Annotated in this window: 25 protein-coding genes; 16 read left to right on the top strand and 9 right to left on the bottom strand. The window is 64.4% G+C overall.

Going from position 1 to position 24371, the window contains the following annotated elements:
• Positions 1-57 precede the first annotated feature (57 nt).
• From LK540_RS03950 to LK540_RS03940, 3 genes are all read left to right on the top strand, one after another.
• Positions 58-1242: a PAS domain-containing sensor histidine kinase gene (locus LK540_RS03950; RefSeq protein WP_229435724.1), complete on the top strand. Its 1185-nt coding sequence runs from the start codon at positions 58-60 to the stop codon at positions 1240-1242.
• A 46-nt stretch (positions 1243-1288) separates the two neighbouring features.
• The gene (locus tag LK540_RS03945; RefSeq protein WP_229435723.1) at positions 1289-1678 is read left to right on the top strand and encodes a response regulator; all 390 of its coding nucleotides are present in this window, start codon (positions 1289-1291) and stop codon (positions 1676-1678) included.
• A gap of 93 nt (positions 1679-1771) precedes the next feature.
• Positions 1772-2482, top strand: a complete 711-nt coding sequence (locus LK540_RS03940) for a GAF domain-containing protein (protein ID WP_229435722.1) — start codon at positions 1772-1774, stop codon at positions 2480-2482.
• A gap of 190 nt (positions 2483-2672) precedes the next feature.
• Here the strand turns inward: LK540_RS03940 and LK540_RS03935 are convergent, their stop codons facing one another.
• The gene (locus LK540_RS03935) at positions 2673-3119 is read right to left on the bottom strand and encodes a hypothetical protein (protein ID WP_229435721.1); all 447 of its coding nucleotides are present in this window, start codon (positions 3117-3119) and stop codon (positions 2673-2675) included.
• A 195-nt stretch (positions 3120-3314) separates the two neighbouring features.
• Here LK540_RS03935 and LK540_RS03930 point away from each other — a divergent pair, with 195 nt between their 5' ends.
• Complete coding sequence (locus LK540_RS03930) at positions 3315-3887, top strand: hypothetical protein (protein ID WP_229435720.1); 573 nt, start codon at positions 3315-3317, stop codon at positions 3885-3887.
• Positions 3888-3906: 19 nt separating this feature from the next.
• Here LK540_RS03930 and LK540_RS03925 read toward each other — a convergent pair whose 3' ends face one another.
• From LK540_RS03925 to LK540_RS03915, 3 genes are all read right to left on the bottom strand, one after another.
• The gene (locus LK540_RS03925) at positions 3907-4797 is read right to left on the bottom strand and encodes a hypothetical protein (RefSeq protein ID WP_229435719.1); all 891 of its coding nucleotides are present in this window, start codon (positions 4795-4797) and stop codon (positions 3907-3909) included.
• 11 nt (positions 4798-4808) lie between these two features.
• Positions 4809-6158 carry a hemolysin family protein gene (locus LK540_RS03920; protein WP_229435718.1) on the bottom strand — a complete coding sequence of 450 codons (1350 nt, stop codon included), beginning with the start codon at positions 6156-6158 and terminating at the stop codon, positions 4809-4811.
• A 148-nt stretch (positions 6159-6306) separates the two neighbouring features.
• Entirely contained in the window at positions 6307-6867 is a 561-nt protein-coding gene (locus LK540_RS03915; RefSeq protein WP_229435717.1) for a hypothetical protein, read from the bottom strand.
• A 241-nt stretch (positions 6868-7108) separates the two neighbouring features.
• Between LK540_RS03915 and LK540_RS03910 the strand changes: the two genes are divergently transcribed.
• Positions 7109-7804, top strand: a complete 696-nt coding sequence (locus tag LK540_RS03910) for a hypothetical protein (RefSeq protein WP_229435716.1) — start codon at positions 7109-7111, stop codon at positions 7802-7804.
• A gap of 7 nt (positions 7805-7811) precedes the next feature.
• Here the strand turns inward: LK540_RS03910 and LK540_RS03905 are convergent, their stop codons facing one another.
• Positions 7812-8222: a secondary thiamine-phosphate synthase enzyme YjbQ gene (locus LK540_RS03905; protein ID WP_229435715.1), complete on the bottom strand. Its 411-nt coding sequence runs from the start codon at positions 8220-8222 to the stop codon at positions 7812-7814.
• Between the two features lie 11 nt (positions 8223-8233).
• Positions 8234-9544, bottom strand: coding sequence for a homogentisate 1,2-dioxygenase (gene hmgA, locus LK540_RS03900; RefSeq protein WP_229435714.1), 1311 nt, complete (start codon positions 9542-9544; stop codon positions 8234-8236).
• 129 nt (positions 9545-9673) lie between these two features.
• Here hmgA and LK540_RS03895 point away from each other — a divergent pair, with 129 nt between their 5' ends.
• Positions 9674-10639, top strand: coding sequence for a LysR family transcriptional regulator (locus LK540_RS03895; protein ID WP_229435713.1), 966 nt, complete (start codon positions 9674-9676; stop codon positions 10637-10639).
• A gap of 88 nt (positions 10640-10727) precedes the next feature.
• Complete coding sequence (hppD, locus tag LK540_RS03890; RefSeq protein ID WP_229435712.1) at positions 10728-11813, top strand: 4-hydroxyphenylpyruvate dioxygenase; 1086 nt, start codon at positions 10728-10730, stop codon at positions 11811-11813.
• 210 nt (positions 11814-12023) lie between these two features.
• Here hppD and LK540_RS03885 read toward each other — a convergent pair whose 3' ends face one another.
• Entirely contained in the window at positions 12024-12653 is a 630-nt protein-coding gene (locus LK540_RS03885) for a hemerythrin domain-containing protein (RefSeq protein WP_229435711.1), read from the bottom strand.
• Between the two features lie 395 nt (positions 12654-13048).
• On the opposite strand from LK540_RS03885, the gene LK540_RS03880 reads away from it, so the two are divergent.
• Positions 13049-13957, top strand: coding sequence for a manganese catalase family protein (locus LK540_RS03880; RefSeq protein ID WP_229435710.1), 909 nt, complete (start codon positions 13049-13051; stop codon positions 13955-13957).
• A gap of 138 nt (positions 13958-14095) precedes the next feature.
• Positions 14096-15007 carry a ZIP family metal transporter gene (locus LK540_RS03875; protein WP_229435709.1) on the top strand — a complete coding sequence of 304 codons (912 nt, stop codon included), beginning with the start codon at positions 14096-14098 and terminating at the stop codon, positions 15005-15007.
• Positions 15008-15273: 266 nt separating this feature from the next.
• Here the strand turns inward: LK540_RS03875 and LK540_RS03870 are convergent, their stop codons facing one another.
• The gene (locus LK540_RS03870) at positions 15274-15915 is read right to left on the bottom strand and encodes a dienelactone hydrolase family protein (protein ID WP_229435708.1); all 642 of its coding nucleotides are present in this window, start codon (positions 15913-15915) and stop codon (positions 15274-15276) included.
• Between the two features lie 126 nt (positions 15916-16041).
• Positions 16042-17394, bottom strand: coding sequence for an MFS transporter (locus LK540_RS03865; protein WP_229435707.1), 1353 nt, complete (start codon positions 17392-17394; stop codon positions 16042-16044).
• Between the two features lie 141 nt (positions 17395-17535).
• Between LK540_RS03865 and cyoA the strand changes: the two genes are divergently transcribed.
• The 7 genes from cyoA to LK540_RS03830 are packed head-to-tail and all read left to right on the top strand — an operon-like array spanning position 17536 to position 24282.
• Entirely contained in the window at positions 17536-18561 is a 1026-nt protein-coding gene (cyoA, locus tag LK540_RS03860; RefSeq protein WP_229435706.1) for a ubiquinol oxidase subunit II, read from the top strand.
• Positions 18562-18563: 2 nt separating this feature from the next.
• Positions 18564-20567: a cytochrome o ubiquinol oxidase subunit I gene (gene cyoB, locus LK540_RS03855; protein ID WP_229435705.1), complete on the top strand. Its 2004-nt coding sequence runs from the start codon at positions 18564-18566 to the stop codon at positions 20565-20567.
• Positions 20560-21198: a cytochrome o ubiquinol oxidase subunit III gene (gene cyoC / locus LK540_RS03850; RefSeq protein WP_229435704.1), complete on the top strand. Its 639-nt coding sequence runs from the start codon at positions 20560-20562 to the stop codon at positions 21196-21198. The genes cyoB and cyoC overlap by 8 nt, the downstream gene beginning before the upstream one ends.
• The gene (gene cyoD, locus LK540_RS03845) at positions 21195-21611 is read left to right on the top strand and encodes a cytochrome o ubiquinol oxidase subunit IV (protein ID WP_229435703.1); all 417 of its coding nucleotides are present in this window, start codon (positions 21195-21197) and stop codon (positions 21609-21611) included. The genes cyoC and cyoD overlap by 4 nt, the downstream gene beginning before the upstream one ends.
• Positions 21611-22423 carry an SURF1 family protein gene (locus LK540_RS03840; protein WP_229435702.1) on the top strand — a complete coding sequence of 271 codons (813 nt, stop codon included), beginning with the start codon at positions 21611-21613 and terminating at the stop codon, positions 22421-22423. The genes cyoD and LK540_RS03840 overlap by 1 nt, the downstream gene beginning before the upstream one ends.
• Positions 22407-23753 carry an ATP-binding protein gene (locus LK540_RS03835; RefSeq protein WP_229435701.1) on the top strand — a complete coding sequence of 449 codons (1347 nt, stop codon included), beginning with the start codon at positions 22407-22409 and terminating at the stop codon, positions 23751-23753. The genes LK540_RS03840 and LK540_RS03835 overlap by 17 nt, the downstream gene beginning before the upstream one ends.
• Complete coding sequence (locus LK540_RS03830) at positions 23746-24282, top strand: response regulator transcription factor (protein ID WP_229435700.1); 537 nt, start codon at positions 23746-23748, stop codon at positions 24280-24282. The genes LK540_RS03835 and LK540_RS03830 overlap by 8 nt, the downstream gene beginning before the upstream one ends.
• Positions 24283-24371 lie beyond the last annotated feature (89 nt).

The following is a 24371-nucleotide window of genomic DNA, read 5'->3' as shown; positions in this document are numbered from 1 at the left end:
TTCCTGATCACGCCAACCGAAAGCGGGCGGCGTTTGCCCATAGCTAGGAACAGATGCATGTCCGACATGTTAAGTAGCCAGTACGATCCCGTGGATGCACGTGCGTTCGAGGCGTTCATACTTGACCGTACGGACCAGTACGGCGTTGTTTTCTACGATGCCGCGTTACAGATTACGGGCTGGAGTGCCGGCGCGATGGCGATTACCGGCTGGGCGCCGGAACAGGTAATCGGCCAGCCGTTCGCCATGCTGTTTGTCCCGGATGACATCACGGTTGGCCTCCCCGAACATGAAGCACACACCGCCGCCGTGATCGGCTCGGCGGAGAACGAGCGCTGGCACACGCGACGCGATGGTTCCTGGTTCTGGTCGAGCGGCATGAGCTTTCCGCTGAGGCGCGAGGCGGAACGTATCGTCAGCTTCGTCAAGGTCTTCCGGGACGTGACGCACCTGCGTGCCCGTACCAAGGCGCTCGAAAACACGGTCCAGGAATTCCGCGAGCGCGAGGGTGAACACAGCCGGGTCATTGCAACGGTCGCGCACGAACTGCGCAACCCGCTCGCGCCGATCCGCACCGCCTCGGAACTCATGAAGCGGCTTCCCGACCAGGAAGGGCAGTTTGCCCGGCCGCTTGCCGTAATCGAGAGGCAGGTCGCGTTCCTGGGCAAGCTGGTCGAAGACCTGGTTGACGTGACGCGGGCAAGCAGCGGCAAGATGCGCATGGCTTACTGCAGGATCGAGCTGCAGGCCTACCTGAACGAGATCCTGGAGCCTGCTCATGTTGTGGCTGCCGCCAAAGGCGTGGCCCTGCACCTGCTGCAGCCTGGCGTGCCGATTACAATCGAGGCCGATGCCCAGCGTTTACAGCAGGTAGTACTCAACCTGGTGAACAATGCAATCAAGTTCACACCCACGGGAGGCACGATCTGGCTGACGGTCACGCTCGACCAGACCCACTTCGTCCTGTACGTGCGCGACACTGGCCGCGGCATCGCCGCCGATATTCTTCCAAAAATCTTCGATATCTTCACCCAGGCGTCGAACGAGACCACGGAGCGCGGATCCGGGCTTGGCATCGGCCTCGCTGTCGTCAAGGATATCGTGACGCAGCACGAGGGAACCGTCGAAGTGCGCAGCGACGGCGCCGGGCGCGGCAGCGAGTTTGTCGTACGTATCCCCCGTAAGCGGCCCCATGGCGCGGAACCGGAACCCTTGCCCCATCCCGGTGCGCCGGCCGCTTGAGCCACACGGACCCTTCATGACACTTTTATCTGGCGCTAGATAGACGATGACCAACAGGCTCTTGCTCGTGGATGATGTCGCCTTCGATGTCGACCTGACTTGCCGCGTACTCCGAAGTTGCGGCATCGAGCATGAGATTGTGAGGGCTTTTGACGGAGAAGAGGCGCTCGCGCTGCTGCAACGCGATCCGGATTTCGACCTCATCCTGCTTGACCTGAAACTCCCGAAGCTCAACGGCTTCGAGCTGATGGAATGCTTGCTCGCCCAGGCGCCAAGTCTGGAGATTCCCATCATTGTGCTGAGTGGGTCGAACCTCGACACCGACCGGACCCGGGCAGATGCGCTCGGCGCTGCCGATTACGTCGTCAAGGCCATGTATTTTGCAGAATACCGGCGCAATCTGCAGGCGGCGCTCGCCCGTTTTGCGGCGTGCTGAACCCTCTGTCGCGTGGTTCCTGATGCCGTTTAGAGTCTGAAACAGGCTCATGCACGCCGGCTCGGCTATACTCGTGCCTCACGAGGGAGCAAGATGCATCGACAAGCAGAACAAGAAGAAGACCCGATCCTGACGACGACCGGTGCTGCCGGCATTCTCGAAGTTGCCGTCAGCACTGTCCAGGTGTGGATGGAGGAGGGCCGGATCCTTTCCTGGAAAACGCCCGGCGGGCATCGCCGTACTCGTACGAGCACTGTGCTCGCCATGCAAGCGGAAATGGAGGGCGGGCCTGTTTCCGATCACGAAACAGCCTGGCGTCGGTCGGGACTACGGGATCGTTGCTCCACGCAGGTCAAGGCCCCTGCCGGCTGCATGACGGCGCGCAGTCGGTTCGAAGCGCGTTTCGACCGTGTTGCACGACTTGCAGCCACAGTGACCAAATCACCGATCGCGCTGGTTTCTGATTTAACGCCGGAACGCCTGTGGATCAAGGGCTGTGTAGGATTGGACTTGCTGAACGCCCGGAGGGAGTGGACGTTCTGCGCGCATACGGTCGAGCAGACGGATCCGCTGATTGTCGAAGACGCCAGCATGGATGCCCGTTTCGCTGGGCTTCCCATCGTGCTGGCTCATCCTCACGTCCGTTTCTATGCCGGGATTGCGCTACGCGACCATGCGGGAGTAGCCGTCGGAACGCTATGTGTAATGGACAGGGAAGCGCGCCGCCTGCGCAAGGCCGAACTTGACGCCCTGAGCGATCTGGCAGCAGTCGCGGCGCATGAAGTGACGAAGCGGGGCAGCTAGCGGCGATGCGCATGCTTATTCACTGCATCCGCTATCGAAATCTTGTGCCAAGGGAGCGCGCGATTTCATCCTGCGCCGAGCCGTCTTTCTGACCGTGCTCGTCACTGACAAGCATGACTTTCCCGCCTCCCGACGGAGGGGCCAGGCGCTGCATCAGGGGCAGTGCTCTCGTGCCAGACCGCCAACGTACTCAGCGCAGCGAACGCGACAGCACCGCATGGCGATGCTCGAAGAAACGCTTGACGAACCAGCCGACGACCGGCGGCGCGAAGCGCGGCGTGAATTCCACGTTGTCGGTGACGATGGCGCCGTCGCCCGACGGCTTGACGATGCGCTCGTGGCGCCACAGCCGCATCGACAGCAGCGGCGACTGCTCGACGAAGCGCCGGCCCGGCTCGATTTCGACGAAGGTCAGCTTCGACATATCTATCGGGAACAGGCCGAGCAGCAGGAACTGGCAGCGGCCCAGCGGCTTGTCCAGCGTCGTTTCCTTGCCAATGTGGGTCAGCCCTTTCGGGAAAGTCATCTTCAGTACCGGCCACATTTCCTGCTTGATGCCCTTGATCGAGGTGGACCAGGACCAGGCTTCGTCGGGGGAGGCGGGAACGGCGGTGGCGAGGGTGAAACGGCGTGTCATGGCGGGACTCCGGTACGTGGTGAACCCGAGTCTGCGCGCTTGCGCGCCGGCCTTCCGTTCGCTATCTCGCAGAACGGAGCGAACCTTCGCCGCCGGTAGGCGCCACAGCGGGCACAACCCAGCCGCGCACCGCGCTTTCGATTAACGTACTAGACTGTAGTTTTGTTTCTCCTACTATCGGGTACATACACCTTTATGAACATCGTCTGCATCGCCTGGGGCTCGCTGCTGTGGAAGCCGCAGCCCCTGAAACTTGCCTCCGGCTGGCACCCGGGCGGGCCCCGGCTGCCGCTGGAATACACGCGCCAGAGCGACAACAGCCCGGAGCTGGCCCTGGTGCTATGCGAAGGCGCGCGCCTGATGCCGACCTATTGGGCCTATCTCGCCACCCAGGACCTCGACACGGCGCGCGCCATGCTCGGCACCCGCGAAAAAATCGCCGCCGACCGGCCCGACTACATCGGCAGCATCCCGCCAGTCGACGGCGCCCGCGTCGACGCCCGGGTCCAGGCCTGGTTGGAGGAGAAGGGCATCGATGCCGCCGTCTGGACCGCGCTGCCGCCGAAGTTCGACGGCGTCAGCGGCCGCGTGCCGAGCAGCGACGAAGTCGTGGCCTGGCTGTCGAGCCGCAGCGGCGAGCAGCGCGAGGCGGCCGAGGACTACATCCGCCGCACGCCCGCCCACATCGACACCCGCTACCGGCGCGCCATCGCCTCGACCCTGGGCTGGCGCTCGCTGCGCGAAGCCCACGTGACGCAGCGAACCTGAACCGCCTGCAGGCAGGCTGTCAATCCTGCCGAGGAGCCGGCCGGGACTTTTCCAGGTCCGCAGGTTCGATCACCGCCGTCCGCCACAAGGTCATCCTGGCTGAGCGCTGCATGGCCCCTGGGTCCGGCACGGGCCGCGCATGCCGGTGCGCCGCCGGGCCGGCGGGCACGGCCAGGGCTTGCCCACCTTGCCCGCCACCCACGGCGCGCACTTCGAGCATCCCCGGCTGCTTCAAGCCGAGGTAAGGAAAGATGTCCACTCTCGGGAACAGCTCTCCTGTCCGCGCGATGCCCACATTGAAAATCTGCGCCCGGTCCAGGGCACGCGCCAGCAGCGTCAGTCTCGTGCCGAGCGACAGCCTGGCCACCGTCGCGGTGGACGGCAGGTAGTGCACGAGTTCGCTGTCGTCGGCGAACCCCATGTGCGCCGATGCGGCCGGAACGTAGACGGCCCGGCCGGCCTGCTGGCGCTGGCGCACGGCGAGCATCAATTCGACTCCCGGCGTATCGCGGCCGACGGCAAGCGGCGTATCCAGTTCCAGGTGACCCGTGATGACCGCAGCGCCGCGGACCTCGGGGAAATGGACGTCGGTGATCGTGGCGGGCGGGATCGCCACGTCGGCGATGCGCGCCGCCTTGCCGGCAGAGGTGTCGGCGATATCCACCTTGCCATCCGTGCGCGCCCGGTAGCATCCGGCAGCGGAACACAGGAGCAGGTCTCCGACGCGCACCGCCCGCCTGTCCTGCCTGGCCTCGCCGGCAATACTGATGCGCAGGCGTGTTGATGCGGCGCGGTCTTGCGCCGTTCCCGTGTAGTTGCGCAGTTCCACCGGGCGGCCCGGCGCGTCCGCTGCCCAGGCGCCCGAGGCAAGGCAGAGCAGCAGGGCCGGCACGGCGATGCGCTTGAGCATGGCGGCGGTGTTCAGCCGTCGTCGCGGACCACGCCATCCTCGTCATCGCCCGGGGCCGGCGGCCGCGGCGTGTGGACGACCAGGATGCGGTCGATGCGGTTGCCATCCATGTCCAGCACCTCGAACTTGAATTCGTCCCACTCCACGCACTCGGCCGCGCGCGGGATGTAGCCGAGCTGGTACAGCAGGAAGCCGGCCAGGGTGTGGTAAGCGGCGACCTCCTCGCCCGGAAAGCGCACGTGGGGGCCGAACAGGTCGCGGAAGCGGTCCAGGGCCACGCCGCCGTCGACCAGCCAGCTGCCGTCCTCGCGCTGCACGGCATCGGCATCGTGGTGCTCGCCGATCACGCTCACGTCGCCCACCAGCGCGCTCATCACGTCGGTGAGGGTGACCATGCCCTGGATGTCGCCGTACTCGTCGACGATGAGGGCCAGCTCGGCGCCGTGCTGCTTGAACAGTTCGAGCAGGGCCATGGCGCTCACGGTCTCCGGCACGTACAGGATCTCCTGCACGGCGGCGTCGATGTCGATCGCGTCGAGCGAGCCGCCGCGCACCGCCTGGGCGAACAGATCGCGCGTGTGGATGAAGCCGACCACCCGGGTACGGTCGCCACGGCACACGGGGAAACGGCTGTAGTTGTTGTCGGCGATGCGCCTCAGGACCTCGCTGCGCTCGCCTTCCAGGTCGACAAAGGCGACGTCGATGCGCGGCGTCATCAGCGCCTTCAGGTGGCGGTCGTCCAGGCGCAGCGCGCGCGAGACGATGTCGTATTCGGTTTTCTCGAAAACGCCGGCATCGGTGCTTTCCTTGATCATGCCGGTGATGTCTTCCTCGGTCGGCGCCTCGGCCTTGTGGCTGCCGATGCCGATCAGGCGCGCGATCGCCTCGGTGGTGAGGGCCAGCACTTTCACGAAGGGCGACATCACGGTCGACAGCACGCGCAGCGGCGGGGCAATCAGGGTGGCCATCGCCTCCGGGTAGCGCATGGCGATGCGCTTCGGAACCAGTTCGCCGAGGATGATCGAGGCGAAGGTGATGCAGGCCACCACGATGCCGAGCGAGAGGTGGTAGGCGTAGGGCGCCAGCGCCGGCATCGATTCCAGCCAGGGCGTCATGCGCGCCACCAGCGAGGCCTCGCCGAAGGCGCCGTTGAAGATGCCGATCACGGTGATGCCGACCTGCACCGTGGAGAGGAAATGGCTGGGGTTGTCCGCCAGTTTCAGGGCGGTGCGGGCGCCGCGGCTGCCTTCGAGCGCCTGCTTTTCCAGGCGTGTGCGCTTGGCCGAGACCAGGGCCAGTTCGGACATCGCGAAGACACCATTCAGGAGGATCAGGAACAGGATGATCAGGATGTCGGTCATGGTGCGCAGTGTGTCTCCAGGCGGCAAGTGGGCCGCTCTCCAGTGCGCCAGGGGCGCTGGAGACATCATCTCACGGGGTCAGCGGCAGGCTCCGCACGGATGGCGGCGCTTGTCTTGGCGCTTGTTCCGGCGCCGGCCCCGGCATGTGTCAGCGCTGCAGCGCCTGCACGAAATCCGGGTCGCCGTACAGTTCCGCCAGCAGCGCGGCGACCAGCTTCGGATACTGCCCGCGGGCGGTCACCGTGTCCATGCCGCCCACGACGTGCGTCTCCCAGCTCAGGCTTGCGCGCTTGAGCTTGTCGTAGACGGGCTGGCCGCCGCGCGTGACCACGAAGCGCGCCTCCACCGCGCCGGAATGGGTCTGCATGCGCACGGCGCTGATTTCGTTGCGCAGCAGGGTCGCGCTCACCTGGGCCGGCGCCGCCGCATCGAACAGGCCGGCCGCTGACAGGTCTGCCGTCAGCGCCGCCTTCAGGTAGGCCGCGTAATCGCCCTCGGGCGCCTTCATGTCGATGGCGTGCAGGTCGATGCGCGGCCGGCCGAGCGCCGGGCTGGCCGTGAACGCGCCGACGCCGGCCCGGGCGCCGGCCGCGGCCTTCAGCAGCGCGACATTGCTGTCGGTGGCCTGATAACGGGGCGCGCTGATGGCGCAGGCGGCGAGCAGGGTGCAGGCGCAGAGCGCGGCGCAACGGGAGAAAATGGGGTGCATGGAGAAAGTGGTCGGGAAAACCGGCAGTATAGCGAAGCCGGGGGCGTGGCAACACCTCGATGAACCGACAGTGACTGACATCGGCGCCGGCCCTGCCTGCGCAGGCCGTGGAGTGCCCGCACCGCACGCTGCGTATTGTTGACATGGCAAGCCCCACGCGGATACATTGCTCCCGCAGCCTTGCGCTGCTCAGTTCACACGACGCGAACCGGAGAGCGAGGCGATGCCGAGACGATTATTAATGTTGCTGTGCCTGTTGATGAGCGCCGCCATGGGCCATGCCCGGGCCGGCTGGGAAACGGCCACCGAGATCACCTCGGCGCCCCTGCACGAGGGCGCGCCGCTGCAGGCGCAGTTCCGCTATCATCTGATCGATTTCAGCCCCGGCGCGCGCATGCGCGACGTGCGCCTGAAGGGCGCCGGCCTGTTCACCAGCTATTCCACGCAGGAGCTGGCCGCGATCGGCAACCGGCTCCTGGCGAAACTCGACAACATGGAAGCCGCGCGCCTGCCCGGCAAGGGAACCGGAAGGCCGGTGTATTTTGCGAACAGCCGCTTCTTCCTGGTGTCGGCCAGGCCGGCGCTGCTGGCCATCGTGCCGCACGAATTCATGCCGGCCGGCTCGGCCTACACGACCGCGACCTTGCACCAGCTGAACCCGCAACAGCGCTACAACACGCTGGTTGAACGGCAGCGCACGCAGGACAAACTGCGCTACTTCCTCGCGACGATGGAGGAGCCGTACTGGGTGAATTACCTGGAACTGAGCGCGGTCCTGCCGGACGCGCCGGGCATCCAGGTGATTGGGGACGGGTTGGACGGCCCGGTCACGCTCAACACGGCACAGGCCGACCCGCGCTGGCCATTCCGGGTCGGTCCCGCGGCGCGCTTCCCGGGTTACCTCGAATTCATGACCCAGGTGGCAACCGGGCGCTGAACCGCCGCTACAGCACCGTCACCACCACCTTGCGCCGGTGCGGCGCCGTGCGGTGTTCCCACAAATAGATGCCTTGCCAGGTGCCGAGCAGCAGCCGGCCGCCGCCCACCGGCACCGTCAGTCCGATATCGGTGAGCACGCTGCGCGCGTGGGCCGACATGTCGTCCGGGCCTTCCTCGTCGTGGCGGTAGGCCGGGTCGCCATCGGGCGCCAGGCGCTGGGCGATGGTTTCCAGGTCGCGCCGCACGTCCGGGCTGGCATTTTCCGTGATCGTCAGCGAGCAACTGGTGTGCTGGACGAACACCTGCACCAGCCCGCATGCGATGCCGGACTGGGCCACCACTTGCGCCACCGCATCGGTGATATCGCGCGTGCCGCGGCCGGTCGTGGCAAATTCGAGGATGGCCTGGTGCGCCATGCTTGTTCTCCTTACGGCGTCGTGCGGAAGTTCTTGCGGATGCTGGCCCAGCAATCCTGGTAGCTGCCTTGCAGCTGCGGGGAAGCCAGGGCCTGGGCGGTCGGGCACAGCACATTGCGCGTCTCGAACATGAAGGCCATGGTGTTCGCTACCTTGCTGGGCGCGCTGGTATCGGCGTTGCTGGCCTTCTCGAAGGTCGCCGCATCCGGCCCGTGCCCGCTCATGCAATTGTGCAGGCTGGCGCCGCCGGGCACGAAGCCTTCGGCCTTGGCATCGTAGGCGCCGTGCACCAGGCCCATGAATTCGCTGGCCACATTCCGGTGGAACCAGGGCGGGCGGAAGGTGTCTTCGCCGGCCAGCCAGCGCGGCGGGAAGATCACGAAGTCGAGGGTGTCGACGCCGGGGGTGTCGCTCGGCGATTGCAGCACCAGGAAGATCGACGGGTCCGGGTGGTCGTAGCTGATCGAGCCGATGGTGTTGAAGTGGCGCAGGTCGTATTTATAGGGCGCGTAGTTGCCGTGCCAGGCGACCACGTCCAGCGGCGAATGTTTGATCTGCGCGCGCCACAGGTTGCCGCAGAACTTGGCTACCAGTTCGAAGTCGCCTTCGCGGTCTTCGTAGTGCGCCACCGGCGTGAGGAAGTCGCGCGGATTGGCCAGGCCGTTCGAGCCGATCGGCCCCAGGTCGGGCAGGCGCAGCAGGGCGCCGAAGTTTTCGCACACGTAACCGCGCGCCTCGCCATCGGGCAGGCGCACCTGGAAGCGGATGCCGCGCGGGATCACGGCGATTTCCTGCGGTTCGAGGTCGATGGTGCCGAGTTCGGTCGCCAGTTCGAGGCGGCCTTGCTGGGGCACGATCAGGAATTCGCCGTCTGCGCTGTAGAAGAAGCGCTCCGTCATCGAGCGGTTGGCGGCGTACAGATAGATGGCGCAGCCGTTCATGCTTTCCGGCGAGCCATTGCCGGCCATCGTCACCAGGCCGTCAACGAAGTCGGTGGGCGCATCCGGCATCGGCAGCGGACTCCAGCGCAGCTGGTTGGGCGGCGGCGCCACGCCGTTGAAGCCGGCCACGATGCGGCCATTGCCCATTTCCTGGAAGGCGCCGTGCATGGCGGCGGGACGGATGCGGTACAGCCAGGAGCGGCGGTTGTGGCTGCGCGGGGCGGTGAAGGCGGTGCCGGAAATCTGTTCGGCGTACAGGCCGTAGGCCACCTTCTGCGGGGAATTGCGGTGCCGGGGCAGGGCGCCGGGCAGGGCCTCGGTGGCGAATTCGTTGCCGAAGCCGGACTGGTAACGCGTGTCGGTACCAATATGCTGGGTCATGCGTGTCTCCTCGCAAAGCGCGAACTGAACTTGATTCGGGTATTGACCTGCACTCTAAGTCAGCCGTTGGTATTTTACGACATGAATAGATAAATGTAGACTATTCACGATATCAATAGTGGAGTGCCCATGATCGAGCCGCACAGCATCGACCTGAACCTGCTCGCCGTGTTCCAGGAAGTCTACCGTGAGCGCCAGATTTCCGGCGCGGCAAAGCGCCTCGGCCTCACGCAATCGGCGGTCAGCAATGCCCTGGCAAGGCTGCGCCGCGTGTTCGGCGACGAGCTGTTCGTGCGTACCGGGCAGGGCATGCAGCCGACCCCGTTCGCCGAGGGGCTGGCCGAGCCGGTCGGCAGCGCGCTGGCCCAGGTGACGCTGGCCCTGAACCGGCGCAGCGGCTTCGATCCGCTCACCAGCAGCCGCCGCTTCACCCTGGCCATGACCGACGTCGGCGAGCTGCATTTCATGCCAACATTGATCGAGCGCTGCCGCGTGGCGGCCCCGCACCTGCAGCTCAGCACGGTGCGTGCGGGCAGCATCGCCCTCAAGGAAGAGATGGAAAGCGGGCGCGTCGACCTGGCCATCGGCCCCTTCGAGGACATCTCCGAAGCGCTGTACCAGCGCCTGCTGTTCCGCCAGCCCTATGTGTCAATGCTGCGGCGTGGCCATCCGCTACTGGAAGGGAAGGTCGACCTGGCGCGCTTCGCCGCCGCCGAGCACCTGTTCGTCGATTCCAGCGAGAGCCCCTATGATCGCGTCAATGGCCTGCTGGAAAAGGCCGGTATCGGCGCCTCGACCCGGTTCCGGGTGCCGCATTTCACGGCCGTGCCGTATATCGTCGCCGGCCACGACCTGGTGGTGACGGTGCCGCAGAAGCTGGCCGAGCGCGCCGGGCCGCCCTTCGGCCTGGCCTGGATCACGCCGCCGTTGGCCCTGCCGACGCTGCAGACCAACATGTTCTGGCACCGCCGCTACAACCAGGACCCGGGCAATGCCTGGCTGCGCAAGCTGGTCGCCGATGCCTTTGCCGAAGCGCCCGGGCGTGCCGATTCGACATCAAAAACCGTACATGAACGCGGCCGCACTGGCGTATGATTCGGGTCACGGTTCGGTGCGGCGCCGCGTTCACGAGACAAGCGCGCCGCCTGGAGGAGATAACAATTGCAACAAGAAGGAAAACAACATGGCTGACCTGTTTGAGAATCCAATGGGCCTGATGGGCTTCGAATTCGTCGAGTTCGCTTCGCCGACCCCGGGCACGCTGGAACCGATCTTCGAGGCGCTGGGCTTTACCAAAGTGGCGATGCACCGCTCGAAGGACGTGGCGCTGTACCGCCAGGGCGAGATCAACTTCATCATCAACAACGAGCCGAAGAGCCACGCCGCCTACTTCGCGGCCGAGCACGGCCCGTCGGCCTGCGGCATGGCCTTCCGCGTGAAAGATTCGCACGCCGCCTACCAGCGCGCGCTGGAGCTGGGCGCCCACCCGATCGAGATTCCGACCGGTCCGATGGAGCTGCGCCTGCCGGCCATCAAGGGCATCGGCGGCGCGCCGCTGTACCTGATCGACCGCTTCGAGGACGGCAAGTCGATCTATGACATCGACTTCGAATTCATCGAGGGCGTCGAGCGCCGCCCGGTCGGCCACGGCCTGAAGATCATCGACCACCTGACCCACAACGTCTACCGTGGCCGCATGGCATTCTGGGCTTCGTTCTACGAGCGCCTGTTCAACTTCCGCGAAATCCGCTACTTCGACATCAAGGGCGAGTACACCGGCCTGACCTCGAAGGCGATGACCGCGCCGGACGGCAAGATCCGCATTCCGCTGAACGAAGAGGGCAAGGCCGGCGGTGGCCAGATCGAGGAATTCCTGCTGCAGTTCAACGGTGAAGGCATCCAGCACATCGCCCTGCTGTGCGACGACCTGATCAGCACCGTGGACGGCCTGCGCGCCGCCGGCGTGCCGCTGATGAGCGCACCACCGGAAACCTATTACGAGATGCTCGAGGGCCGCATTCCCGGCCATGGCGAAAACCCGGGCGAACTGCAGAAGCGCGGCCTGCTGCTCGACGGCGCCGTTACCGATGGCAAGCCGCGTCTGCTGCTGCAGATCTTCGGCGAAGCGCAGCTGGGACCGGTGTTCTTCGAATTCATCCAGCGCAAGGGCGACGAAGGCTTTGGCGAGGGGAATTTCAAGGCGCTGTTCGAGTCGATCGAGCGCGATCAGATCAAACGTGGGGCATTCAAGCAGGCGGAAGTGGCGTAAAGCGGTTTTCGATTTCGGAAACGTGGCGGTGGGTACGAGGACCCACCCTAGCGGCTACGCTTTCGCTGTCGATTTCGGAAACGCGGTACGGCGTGGACACAGGTGCCTGGCGCGGCCCGGTCCACCCCACGAAATCAGTAGGGTGGACTCCCGAGTCCACGCTGCATAGGACCGAAGCAAGTCGAAACCTTGCTTCGACCAATCAAATGATTACTGCCCCGGCGTCGAATTAGCATGCTTCCAGGTGCGGTTCGTCCCCGGCATCGACGGTTTCTTCACCAGCGTACGCAGCGCCAGCAGCGCGCTGGCGGCGCCCACCACCATGGCCGCGGTGCTGCCCGAGAAGCCGACCGCATGGCTCTTGGCCAGCTTGCCGGCTTTCGGCGCCACCAGTTCCATGCGGCGCTTGGTCATCTGCGCGCCCAGTTCCGACAAGCGCTGCTTGCTCATCAGCGTTTCAGCCTGCGGCAGCAGGGTGGTTTCCTCGTCGGCCACGTGGTGGATCACGTCGCGCATCAGTTCCAGGATCAGCTTGTCGTGGCGCGGGTCGGAGCCGCTGGTACGGCGCAGCTCGCTGATGATGCGGCGCATGTCGTTGTGCTCGGGCTCGGCCTTGTGCACGAAGGGCTCGCCCTTGTCGAGCTGGCGCATCACCGGATAAAACATTTCTTCCTCCAGCGTGGCGTGGATTTCCAGCGCCGTGCAGATGGTTTCGGCCAGCGCCTTCTTGACGCTCGGCGCCTTGTCCTTGGTGTACTGGTGGAAAGTGACCATCACGTGGGAGTGATCGAAGCGGATCATGTCGGTGATGGTCGGGCTGAGTTGTTTCAGTGAAAACATGACTGCTCTCCTGTGTTAGTGATTGGCTAACATCCTAGCTCTGCAAAATCACACACCACGTAGGACGCCGCCGTATATCGTCGTCGGCATAAGCCGCGTAGTCAGTAGGGTTTTCACTGGCACTTGCGAGCAGCCGTTCAACATTTCATGTCGACATCTTCGTCCATCTGCGATTAACTTCTGGAAAGATGAGTTGCGGAAAGGTTTCTTTTCACCCTTAACAGTTTGTCACCCTAGTCCTACACGGATACGGCAGTGCTTCTGATTACTTCGCCGTTTATCCCTGCCAAGATGATTACACGTTCGACTGACGGTGCAGCACCGTGCAGCCGTGATTGGATGGCGTCGCACGCTATCGCGTGGACGCTTAGTTTTCATCTATCAAAGGAGTCGGAATGTTTGCACATAACAAGCGCCTGCAATATACGGTCCGCGTCGCGGGACCGAACCCTGGTCTGGCCAACCTGATGCTGGAACAGTTCGGTGGCCCACAGGGCGAACTCGCCGCCGCCATGCGTTACTTCACCCAGGCCGTATCGGAAGACGATCCAGGCCGTAAAGACATGCTGTTCGACATCGCCACCGAGGAACTGAGCCACCTCGAGATCATCGGCCACATCATCGCGATGCTGAACAAGGGCGCCAAGGGCCGCCTGGCCGAGGCCGTCGATACCGAAGCCGAGATGTACAAGCAGATCACCGGCGCAGGCAACGACAGCCACATCACCCAGGTGCTGTACGGCGCCGGGACGCCGCTGATCAACTCGGCCGGCGTGCCCTGGACCGCTGCCTACATCGACTCGATCACCGAACCGACCGCCGACCTGCGCTCGAACATCGCCGCCGAGGCGCGCGCCAAGATCGTGTACGAACGCCTGATCGCCTGTACCGACGACCCGGGCGTGAAGGAAGCGCTGGGCTTCCTGATGACCCGCGAAGTGGCGCACCAGAAGTCCTTCGAGAAAGCGCTTTACTCGATGGAGTCGAACTTCCCGCCGGGCAAAATGCCGGCCGATCCGCGCTTTGCCAGCGTCTACTTCAACATGTCCCAGGGTCCGGGCGAGATGCGCGGCCCATGGAACCAGGGCGAGAAGTGGGACTACGTCACCGACCGCGAGAAGCAGATGGGCGTCGACGGCGGCTCCGGCGAAGCCGAAGTCAAGCTGCCGGCCGAGGACATCGAAGTGCTGAAGCAGATGCAGGTGCGCACCATGTCCGATCCGTCCAAGGATCCGACCACCGGCGCCGAACTCGGCCTCGACCCGTCCACGCCGAAGGGCGCGTCCGCCATCAGCAAGCCATAAGCTTGTCTGGCAACCAACGGTGACGGCGTGTCCGCCGCCGTTGGCGTAGAATCGACGCACAATCCGGTCGTTTGCGACACCCCGCCGCGCGCGGGGTGTCGTGGATTGAAGGGCATGGCGTTGGGGAAAGGATCCTTGATGGACTCAGATTCACAGAAGCTGCGCTGGACCGACGCGCTGGTGCGCGCCTTCACGGTCAGGCGCGCCGTCGGCCTGCTGATCTGCTCGGTAGGCTGCCTGCTCCTGCTCGGCAGCCTGGCCGAGCAAATCATGAACGCCAATCCGAAGATGCACGCGGCCCTGCTGGGCGGCGGGACGGCCGCTGCCGCCACCGCGCTGGGCACCTTGCCCGTGCTGCTCTCGCAAAATTTCTCTAAACGCACCTACGACAGCTTCCTCGGCTTCGGCGCCGGGGTGATGCTGGGTGCGACCGCTTTCTCCCTCGTCATTCCCGCGCTCGCGGCTGCCCGCTCGGCCGGCGCCGGCGCCTGGGAAGCCAGCCTGCTGGCCGGGGCCGGCATCATGTTCGGCGCCGGCGCCATCCTGCTGCTGGGCCGCGCCATCGAACCGGCCCACGTGCTCGAACGCGACGATGTGCGCGGCAACTCGCTGCGCCGCGCCTGGATGTTCGTCGCCGCCGTCGCCCTGCACAACATGCCCGAAGGCCTGGCCATCGGCGTGGCCTATGCCGGCATCGACCTGGAAAAGGCGAACTCGCTGACCACCGGCGTCTCGATCCAGGACGTGCCGGAAGGCCTGGTCGTGGCCCTGGCGCTGCGCACCGTCGGCTACGGACGGCTGACCTCGGTCGGCCTGGGCGTGCTGTCGGGTGTGATCGAGCCGATCGCCGCCGCGCTGGGTGTCGCCTTGATCGGGATTTCGGCGGGGCTGCTGCCGTTTGCCCTGGCTGCTGCGGGTGGCGCGATGCTGTTCGTAATCGTCAACGACGTGATTCCAGAGATGCGCGAAAGCGGGAATGGGACCACGGCGACGATTGCGCTGATCTTCGGCTTCATATTGATGACGGTGCTGGATACGGCGCTGGCGTGACGTGATGGGTCCGCAGTGATTGCGGCGGCAACCGTACGGTGGGGTCATTGATGCCGGGGGCATCAATGACGTGCCCACGCGGAACGCTGCATGGTGATTGCGGATTCATGGTCGAGACAGAGGCCAGCCGTCAGCGCGTCCAAATGATCATTCGATACGTCTCGATTGGCGGGCGTCAGCGCTCCAAAACGTGGTAACTACGCGCGTCGTTCCGCGTGGGCACGGGGTGCCCACCCTACCTTAGGCGCCGCGTCAGGGGTCTCGTCTCACACCGGTTCGAAATGCCGCACAAACCACGCGCAGGCCAGCGTCGCGGCCTGCTCCAGCGTCCCCGGCTGCTCGAACAAGTGCCCCGCACCGGGCACGATCGCCAACTCCTTCTCGCAGCGCAGCAGGTCCAGCGCCTCCCGATTCATCCCGATCACCGCCCCATCCTCGCCGCCGACAATCAACAAGGTCGGCGCATCCACATGCGCCAGGCAAGGCCCCGCCAGGTCCGGCCGGCCGCCACGCGAGACCACCGCCGCCACGCCGCTGCCGGCATCCGCCGCCAGCCGCAAGGCCGCTGCCGCACCCGTGCTCGCCCCGAACAGGCCCAGCGCAAGCGGTGCGCTCAGGGGCTCGGTGCCCAGCCACGACGCCGCCGCATGCAGCCGCCGGCACAACAGCCCGATATCGAAACGGTTCTGGTAAACAGCGTCTTCCTGCGCAGTGAGCAAATCGAGGAGGAGGGTGGCGATGCCTGCCGCATGCAGCTGGGTTGCCACGTAGTTGTTACGCGGGCTGAGGCGCCCACTGCCGCTGCCGTGGGCGAACAGCACCACGCCGATGGGCGAGGCGGGCAGGGCGAGTATGCCTTCCAGCTGGGCCGCTCCCGCGGGAACGGTCACGGATAGCGTGCGGGTCATCGTGCAGGCCTTGGCCAAATACGCCTTAGACCACGACAGGCAAAAAAAATTCCGGCGAGCCGCAGCCCGCCGGAATTGGCGGCCCGATGCGCCTGCATCGGGCCGGGATGCTTCACACGCGTTCGATCATTCGCCGTCGGTCTTGATCTCGAGTTTGCGGTTCAGCGACAGCGCCGCAAGCGAGCCCACGGCGCCCGACAGCAGGTACAGGCTCACGTAGCCCAAGCCGAAGTGCGCCGACAGGCCAAGTGCGACCAGCGGTGCGAACGCGGCGCCGACCAGCCAGGCCAGGTCCGAGGTCAGCGCGGCGCCGGTGTAGCGGAAGCGCTTCTGCAGGTTCGAGGTCACGGCGCCGGCAGCCTGGCCGTACGAGAGGCCGAGCAGGGCGAAGCCGATCAGGATGAAGGCGTTCTGGCCGGCTTCGCCGCCGTCGATCAGCATCGGCACGAAGGCCGAGAAGATCGCGATCAGCGCGGCCATGGTGCCGAGCGTGGTGCGGCGGCCGACCTTGTCGGCCACCAGGCCGGAGATCAGGATGCAGACGGCGGCAATGGCCGCGCCCCACATCTGCAGGTAGAGGAAGCCGCTGACCGGACGGGTGTCGTACAGCTGGATCCAGGACAGCGGGAACACGGTGACCAGGTGGAACAGCGCGTAGCTGGCCAGGGCGGCCAGGGCGCCGATGACGATGTTCGAACCCTGTTTCGACACGAGTTCGCCGACCGGGGCCGGATCGAGTTCGTGCGAGTCGAGCAGGTGCGAATACTCGGTGGTCGAGACCAGGCGCAGGCGGGCGAACAGGGCCACCACGTTGATCGCAAAGGCCACGAAGAACGGGAAGCGCCAGCCCCAGACCAGGAAGTCGTCGGTCTGCAGGTTGTCGAGCAGGTAGGCGAACAGGCCGGCGGCGATCAGGAAGCCGAGCGGCGCGGCCAGCTGGCCGAGCATCGCGTACCAGCCGCGCTTGTGTTCCGGTGCGTTCAGCGCGAGCAGCGACGGCAGGCCGTCCCAGGAGCCGCCCTGGGCCACGCCCTGGGCAATGCGCATCAGTGCCAGCAGCACGATGGACGTGGTGCCGAGCTGGGCATAGGTTGGCAGGAAAGAAATGGTCACGGTTGCCGTCCCGAGCAGGAACAGGGCAATCGTGAGCTTTATTTCCCTACTGAAGCGCTGCTGGATGGCCATGAAAATCACGGTGCCGAGGGGGCGCGCGATAAATGCGAACGCAAAAATCGTAAACGAGTAGAGTGTGCCTTCGAGCCGATCTGCCCAGGGGAAGAAAACTGCTGGAAAAACCAGCACCGAGGCGATGGCATACACAAAGAAATCGAAATATTCGGAGGCGCGGCCAATGACCACACCAACTGCAATTTCACCGGGCGAGATGTGGGCATCCCGGGCATTGATGTTACGGGCGCCGCTATGTGGCGCCGTGACGGGAGCGGCGCCTGCGCCGCCATACGTATTCGAGCTTTGCATAGATGGGTCTCCAGGTAAGTCAATGGCCTTCAGGAATCCCCCTGGCCTGGGCAAGGGTGGGACAAAACGTCCAATGTGCAACGAAGGCCGATGGCATTACAGTAGCATGTTCTCATTCCCATGTAACGTTAGATACCTAGCATGATTCCTAAAATAGTCCGTCCCGGACTTTCACTCCTCCTGCTTGCGGTGCTGTCCGGCTGCAACACGGTGGTGATGAATCCAGCCGGCGACATTGCAAAGCAGCAGGCAGACCTGATCACCGTATCGGTTCTGCTCATGTTGATCATCATCATTCCGGTGTTGATCCTGACCGTGGTTTTCGCCTGGAAGTACCGGAAAGGCGCCAACGCACGCTATGAGCCCGATTGGGACCACTCGACCAAGCTCGAACTGGTGATCTGGGGCGCGCCCCTGCTCATCATCATCGCGCTGGGCCTGATCACCTGGATCAGCACCCACAAGCTCGACCCGTATCGTCCGCTGGACCGCATCGACGCCAACCGTCCGATCACCGCCGAGCACAAGGTGCTCGAGGTGCAGGTCGTGTCGCTGGACTGGAAATGGCTGTTCATCTATCCGGAGCAGGGCATCGCTACCGTCAACGAGCTGGTCACGCCGATCGACACCCCGATCCGCTTCAAGATGACCTCGTCGACCGTGATGAACACCTTCTATATCCCGACCCTGGCCGGCATGATCTACACGATGCCTGGCATGGAGACCACCCTGAACGCGGTGATCAACAAGGCCGGCGACTACAAGGGTCTCTCGGCCAACTTCAGCGGCGACGGTTTCTCGCACATGCACTTCGCTTACCGCGGCGTGTCGGCGACCGACTTCGACGCCTGGGTCGCCAAGGCCAAGGCCAGCGGCAACACCCTGGGCCGCGCCGAGTACCTGACGCTGGAAAAGCCGTCGGAAAAAGAGCCGGTCCGTCACTACGGCAGCGTGCAGCCGGCCCTGTTCAACGCCATCCTGAACCGCTGCGTCGCCGAAGGCGCCGTCTGCGCGAACCACCAGATGGCTTCCGACATGACCCGCCTGCGCAATGACGTCGCCCTGAAGAACCTGCCGGCCGAAGCACGCCGCCAGGTTGCCGCGAATGCGGCGCTGGGTGCGACGACGGAAGTCTGCGAAACCCCTACCAATTCTGTGAAGAAGTAACCATGCAAGACTCATTTGACTTGACGAAGCTTATCTTCGGACGGCTCAGCTGGGACGCGATTCCCTTCCATGAGCCCATCCTGCTCGCTACCTTCGCAGGCGTGCTCGTCGGTGGTGCGGCCCTTCTCGGCCTGATCACCTACTTCCGCCTGTGGGGCAAACTGTGGAACGACTGGTTCACCAGCATCGACCACAAGAAAATCGGCATCATGTACATGGTGCTCGGTATTGTCATGCTGCTGCGCGGCTTCGCCGACGCACTGATGATGCGCGCCCAGCAGGCGCTCTCGTTCGGCGAGAACGCCGGCTTCCTGCCGCCGCACCACTACGACCAGGTCTTCACCGCCCACGGCGTGATCATGATCTTCTTCGTGGCGATGCCGCTCATTACCGGCCTGATGAACTACGTGGTGCCACTGCAGATCGGCGCGCGCGACGTGGCCTTCCCGTTCCTGAACAACTTCTCGTTCTGGATGACGGCCATGGGCGCGGTGCTGGTGATGGCCTCGCTGTTCGTCGGCGAATTCGCGCGTACCGGCTGGCTGGCCTATCCGCCGCTGTCGGGCATCCTGGCAAGTCCGGGTGTCGGGGTCGACTACTATATCTGGGCGCTGCAGGTGGCCGGGGTAGGTACCTTGCTGTCCGGCGTTAACCTGATCGTCACCATCGTCAAGATGCGCGCGCCAGGCATGGACATGATGAAGATGCCAGTCTTCACCTGGACCTCGCTGTGCACCAACATCCTGATCGTGGTCACCTTCCCGATCCTGACCGCCACGCTGGCCATGCTGGGCATGGACCGCCTGTTCGACACCGCCTTCTTCACGAACGACCGCGGCGGCAACGCCATGCTGTACGTGAACCTGATCTGGATCTGGGGCCACCCTGAGGTCTACATCCTGATCCTGCCGGCCTTTGGTATCTTCTCGGAAGTCGTCTCGACCTTCTCGGGCAAGCGCCTGTTCGGCTACACCTCGATGGTGTACGCAACCTGCGTCATCATGGTCCTGTCCTACCTGGTCTGGCTGCACCACTTCTTCACCATGGGTAGCGGCGCGAGCGTCAACTCGTTCTTCGGTATCACGACGATGATCATCTCGATCCCGACGGGCGCGAAGATCTTCAACTGGCTGTTCACGATGTACCGCGGCCGTATCCGCTTCGAACTGCCGATGATGTGGACGATTTCGTTCATGCTGACCTTCACCATCGGCGGCATGACCGGCGTGATGCTGGCGATCCCTGCGGCCGACTTCGTGCTGCACAACTCGCTGTTCCTGATCGCCCACTTCCACAACGTCATCATCGGCGGCGTGGTGTTCGGCCTGTTCGCAGGTATCAACTACTGGTTCCCGAAAGCCTTCGGCTACAAGCTGAACGAGTTCTGGGGCAAGGTGTCGTTCTGGCTCTGGTCGATCGGCTTCTGGGTTGCGTTCACGCCACCGTACATCCTGGGCTTCATGGGCGTGACCCGCCGCATGAGCCACTTCGAAGATCCTGAACTGCAATGGCTGTTCCAGATCTCGTTCGTGGGTACCCTGATGATTGCCGGCGGTATCGGCGCGCTGCTGATGCAGTTCTTCATGACCTGGAAAAACCGCAAGCAACTGCGTGACGTCACCGGCGACCCATGGGATGGCCGTACCCTGGAATGGTCGACCTCGTCGCCACCGCCAGACTACAACTTCGCCTTCACCCCGGTGGTGTACGACAACGACACCTTCGCCGACATGAAGAAAGCCGGCTGGAAGCGTCCGCTGAACGACTACGTGTCCATCCACATGCCGAAGAACACCTGGGCTGGCTTCGTGATCTCGGCCATCGCCATGGTGATCGGCTTCGCCATTATCTGGCACATGTGGCTGCTGACCGGTCTCGCGTTCATCGCGATGATGGTGGCGATCGTCGTCCACACCTTCAACTACAAGCGTGACTACTACATCTCGGCCGAAGAAGTGACCCGTACCGAGAATGAGCGTACTAAACTGCTGGAAGCCCATGTCTAACACCAACGCAACCTTCCCAGGCGCCGCTGGCGGCGCCAATGCCGTGCGCGAATACCACGTGCGCGAGCATCACCCGGAACAGGGCACCTTGCTCGGTTTCTGGATCTACCTGATGAGCGACTGCCTGCTGTTCGCATCGCTCTTCGCGGCCTATGCAGTGCTGGGCCGTAACTTCGCGGGCGGCCCGTCGGGCGCCGAGCTGTTCGACCTGCCGCTGGTGGCGATCAATACCGGCTTCCTGCTGGTGTCGTCGATCACCTTCGGCTTCGCGATGATCGCGGCGCAGGCCAAGAAGCTGGGTTCGGCCCAGCTCTGGCTGGGCATCACCGGCCTGCTGGGCCTGTGCTTCCTGGGCCTGGAACTGTACGAGTTCTATCACCTGATCCACGAAGGCGCCGGCCCGTCGCGCAGCGGCTTCCTGACCGCCTTCTTCTCGCTGGTCGGCACCCACGGCCTGCACGTGCTGTTCGGTATCGTGTGGCTGGTCGTCCTGATGGTCCAGCTGGGCAAGCACGGCCTGAACGTCGAGAACATGCGCCGCCTGTCGTGCCTGTCGCTGTTCTGGCACTTCCTGGACGTCGTCTGGATCTTCGTCTTCACCTTTGTCTACCTGATGGGAGTGCTGCCATGAGCAACCAACACCACGACCATGGCCATGACGCGCTGCACGGCCACACCCACGGCGACCACCCTGGCGTGCATTACAGCCTGAAGGACTACACGACCGGCTTCGTGCTGGCCGTGATCCTGACCGTCATCCCGTTCTGGCTGGTAATGGGCAACGTGCTCGATCCGTCGACCACCAAGTTCGTCATCCTCGGCTTCGCCGGCGTCCAGCTCATCGTGCACATGATTTACTTCCTGCACATGAACTCGAAGTCGGAAGGCGGCTGGAACATGATGGCGCTGATCCTCACCATCGTCCTGCTGGTGATCGTGCTCTCGGGCTCGATCTGGGTCATGCACCACATGAACGCCAACATGATGCCCGGCATGGGCGACGCCGCGGCCGTGACCGGCCACGGTAACCACGACATGCAATAATGTCGAGGCACGATCCGGCAGCAGCCGCTCCGCGGCGTAGTTTCGTGCGAGTGATCCTCGCGATCCTCGGGCTGCTCCTGATCGTGCTGTTCGCAGGGCTGGGAACCTGGCAGGTGGTACGCCTGCAATGGAAACTGGCCCTGATCGAACGGGTGGAGTCGCGTGTGCATGCGGCTCCAATCGCTCCGCCTCCTTCTGAGCGCTGGGCGCAAGTCTCCAAAGAATCCGACGAATACCGGCACGTACGTCTCGCCGGGCACTTCCTCTACGAATTCACGACGCCTGTCCAGGCGGTGTCCGACCTCGGCGCCGGCTTCTGGCTGCTCACGCCTTTCTGCACGACCGACGGTTCCATCGTCCTGGTGAACCGCGGCTTCATCGCTTCTACCGGCAACACCGCTGCGCGCTTCCCGGGGCGCCGTGCTTCCGCCGATGCCTGCGCCGCCGCTGCCGATGCGCCGCATACGCTCACCGGTTTGCTGCGCATCGCCGAACCCGGCGGCGGCTTCCTGCGCGAAAACGACCCGGCGCGCAACCGCTGGTTCTCGCGCGACGTGGCCGGCATCGCCGCCGCGCGCGGCTTGACCAATGTTGCTCCGTACTTCGTCGACGCAGCCAAGGGGCAAGAGCCCGCTGGCGCGCCCGACCAGCCCGTTGGCGGCCTGACCGTCATCTCCTTCCCGAACAACCATCTCGTGTATGCCGGTACCTGGTATGCATTGGCTTTGATGGTGATGGGCGCGTGGTGGTATATTGCGCGCTTGGGTAAAGGAGAGACCGCTCGGTCGCGCAACAATGGCAGTAAAGTTTGATCTACTAACAAGAATAACGCCTTCGATCGCTTCTGCCGAAGAAGCCCACGTCGAATACGCCGCCGGCCACAAGAACATGCTGCAGCTCATCGAGCTGCGCTGGATTGCGGTCATCGGGCAAGTCACGACCATCGCCGGCGCGATCCTCATCTTCGACATCAACCTGCCGCTGGTGCACATGCTGCAGGTGCTGGCCTGCCTGATCGCCTTTAACATCGCCAGCCACCTGCGCTGGCACGAGCGGCGGCCGGTGGCCAACAGCGAACTGTTCATGGCGCTGCTGGTGGACGTGGCCACGCTCACCGTCCAGCTGTATCTCTCGGGCGGCACCACCAATCCCTTCGCCTTCCTCTACCTGCTGCAGATCATCATCTCGGCCGTGCTGCTGGAGGCCTGGTCGACCTGGACCATCGTCGCCATCACCATCGCCTGCCTCGGCGCGCTGGCCGTGTACGCCCAGCCGCTGGCGCTGCCGTTCGACCATGCGCGCGGCATCGCCAGCCTGTACGTGCAGGGCATGCTGATCTGCTTCGCGCTGAACGCGGCGCTACTCGTCATTTTCGTGTCGCGCATCAGCGGCACAGTCAGGGCCAAGGCGGCCCAGCTGGCAGAATTGCGCCAGCGTGCGGCAGAAGAAGACCATATCGTGCGCATGGGGCTGCTGGCCTCGGGCGCGGCGCACGAACTCGGCACGCCGCTGGCGACCCTGTCGGTGATCCTGGGCGACTGGAAGCGCATGCCGGAATTCCGCAACAGCCCGGACCTGCTGGAAGAAATCGGCGAGATGCAGACCCAGCTCCAGCGCTGCAAATCGATCGTCAGCGGGATTTTGCTCTCGGCCGGCAAGGCGCGCGGCGAGTCGGCGGTGCGCACGACCATCCATACTTTCCTCGACGGACTGGCCGAAGAGTGGGAAGACAGCCGGCCTGTAAAAGATTTCGTGTACGAGAATTCGATCGTCGACGACATGCCGGTCGCCTTTGACTCGGCCCTGAAGCAGACCGTCGACAACCTGCTCGACAACGCGCTGGAAGCCTCGCCGACCGGCTGGGTGGGCATGAGCGCGAGCGTCGAGGACGATCACCTGTGCGTGGTGGTCACCGACCGTGGGCCAGGCTTCCCTTCATCCGTGCTGGCCCAGTTCGGCAAACCCTACCAGAGCACCAAGGGGCGCTCGGGTGGCGGCCTGGGCCTGTTCCTGGTGGTGAACGTGGCGCGCACCCTGGGTGGCGCGGTGGTGGCGCGGAATAGAGAAGAGGGTGGTGCGGAAGTGAAGTTGACGATTCCACTGGAAGCGATTCGCCTGGCCGGGGAGGGCGAACATGCCTGAGACGCCAGTCCTGTTGATCGTCGAGGACGACGAAGCCTTTGCACGCACGCTCGGGCGTTCCTTCGAGCGGCGCGGCTACAAGGTCCTGCACGCGCCCGGGTATGAAGAGGCCGCCGAGATCCTGCGCGAGCACGACCCGGGCTATGCGGTGGTCGACCTCAAATTGAAAGGGAATGCGTCGGGCCTGTCCTGCGTGCAGATGCTGCATGCGCACGATCCGGAAATGCTGATCGTGGTGCTGACCGGGTTTGCCAGCATCGGCACCGCGGTCGAGGCGATCAAGCTGGGGGCTTGCCAGTACCTGGCCAAGCCGTCGAATACCGACGATATCGAGGCCGCCTTCGGGCACGTGGCGGGGAGCACGGATGTCGAGGTGACGAACCGCTCGACGTCGATCAAGACGCTGGAGTGGGAGCATATCCACGCGGTGCTGGCGGAGACGGATTTCAATATCTCGGAAGCCGCGCGGCGGCTTGGGATGCACCGCAGGACGCTGGCGCGCAAGCTGGAAAAGCAGCGCGTCAAGTAGGGTGGACCGGGCCACGAGAGGCGGGTTCCCCGTCCACGCGTCGATCGTTTGCTGCGAGATCGTCCGACACGAAATCGGAGCCCGCAGCG

Origin of the sequence: Massilia sp. IC2-278 (genome assembly GCF_020708045.1) — a bacterium.
In the GTDB taxonomy this organism is placed as follows: Bacteria; Pseudomonadota; Gammaproteobacteria; order Burkholderiales; family Burkholderiaceae_D; genus Telluria.
This window is presented reverse-complemented; position numbering and strand designations above follow the sequence as displayed.

Coding starts and splice junctions, on each gene's coding strand:
- LK540_RS03950 (WP_229435724.1), top strand. CDS start 58: ATGTCCGACATGTTAAGTAGCCAGTACGATCCCGTGGATGCACGTGCG.
- LK540_RS03945 (WP_229435723.1), top strand. CDS start 1,289: ATGACCAACAGGCTCTTGCTCGTGGATGATGTCGCCTTCGATGTCGAC.
- LK540_RS03940 (WP_229435722.1), top strand. CDS start 1,772: ATGCATCGACAAGCAGAACAAGAAGAAGACCCGATCCTGACGACGACC.
- LK540_RS03935 (WP_229435721.1), bottom strand. CDS start 3,119: ATGACACGCCGTTTCACCCTCGCCACCGCCGTTCCCGCCTCCCCCGAC.
- LK540_RS03930 (WP_229435720.1), top strand. CDS start 3,315: ATGAACATCGTCTGCATCGCCTGGGGCTCGCTGCTGTGGAAGCCGCAG.
- LK540_RS03925 (WP_229435719.1), bottom strand. CDS start 4,797: ATGCTCAAGCGCATCGCCGTGCCGGCCCTGCTGCTCTGCCTTGCCTCG.
- LK540_RS03920 (WP_229435718.1), bottom strand. CDS start 6,158: ATGACCGACATCCTGATCATCCTGTTCCTGATCCTCCTGAATGGTGTC.
- LK540_RS03915 (WP_229435717.1), bottom strand. CDS start 6,867: ATGCACCCCATTTTCTCCCGTTGCGCCGCGCTCTGCGCCTGCACCCTG.
- LK540_RS03910 (WP_229435716.1), top strand. CDS start 7,109: ATGTTGCTGTGCCTGTTGATGAGCGCCGCCATGGGCCATGCCCGGGCC.
- LK540_RS03905 (WP_229435715.1), bottom strand. CDS start 8,222: ATGGCGCACCAGGCCATCCTCGAATTTGCCACGACCGGCCGCGGCACG.
- hmgA (WP_229435714.1), bottom strand. CDS start 9,544: ATGACCCAGCATATTGGTACCGACACGCGTTACCAGTCCGGCTTCGGC.
- LK540_RS03895 (WP_229435713.1), top strand. CDS start 9,674: ATGATCGAGCCGCACAGCATCGACCTGAACCTGCTCGCCGTGTTCCAG.
- hppD (WP_229435712.1), top strand. CDS start 10,728: ATGGCTGACCTGTTTGAGAATCCAATGGGCCTGATGGGCTTCGAATTC.
- LK540_RS03885 (WP_229435711.1), bottom strand. CDS start 12,653: ATGTTTTCACTGAAACAACTCAGCCCGACCATCACCGACATGATCCGC.
- LK540_RS03880 (WP_229435710.1), top strand. CDS start 13,049: ATGTTTGCACATAACAAGCGCCTGCAATATACGGTCCGCGTCGCGGGA.
- LK540_RS03875 (WP_229435709.1), top strand. CDS start 14,096: ATGGACTCAGATTCACAGAAGCTGCGCTGGACCGACGCGCTGGTGCGC.
- LK540_RS03870 (WP_229435708.1), bottom strand. CDS start 15,915: ATGACCCGCACGCTATCCGTGACCGTTCCCGCGGGAGCGGCCCAGCTG.
- LK540_RS03865 (WP_229435707.1), bottom strand. CDS start 17,394: ATGCAAAGCTCGAATACGTATGGCGGCGCAGGCGCCGCTCCCGTCACG.
- cyoA (WP_229435706.1), top strand. CDS start 17,536: ATGATTCCTAAAATAGTCCGTCCCGGACTTTCACTCCTCCTGCTTGCG.
- cyoB (WP_229435705.1), top strand. CDS start 18,564: ATGCAAGACTCATTTGACTTGACGAAGCTTATCTTCGGACGGCTCAGC.
- cyoC (WP_229435704.1), top strand. CDS start 20,560: ATGTCTAACACCAACGCAACCTTCCCAGGCGCCGCTGGCGGCGCCAAT.
- cyoD (WP_229435703.1), top strand. CDS start 21,195: ATGAGCAACCAACACCACGACCATGGCCATGACGCGCTGCACGGCCAC.
- LK540_RS03840 (WP_229435702.1), top strand. CDS start 21,611: ATGTCGAGGCACGATCCGGCAGCAGCCGCTCCGCGGCGTAGTTTCGTG.
- LK540_RS03835 (WP_229435701.1), top strand. CDS start 22,407: ATGGCAGTAAAGTTTGATCTACTAACAAGAATAACGCCTTCGATCGCT.
- LK540_RS03830 (WP_229435700.1), top strand. CDS start 23,746: ATGCCTGAGACGCCAGTCCTGTTGATCGTCGAGGACGACGAAGCCTTT.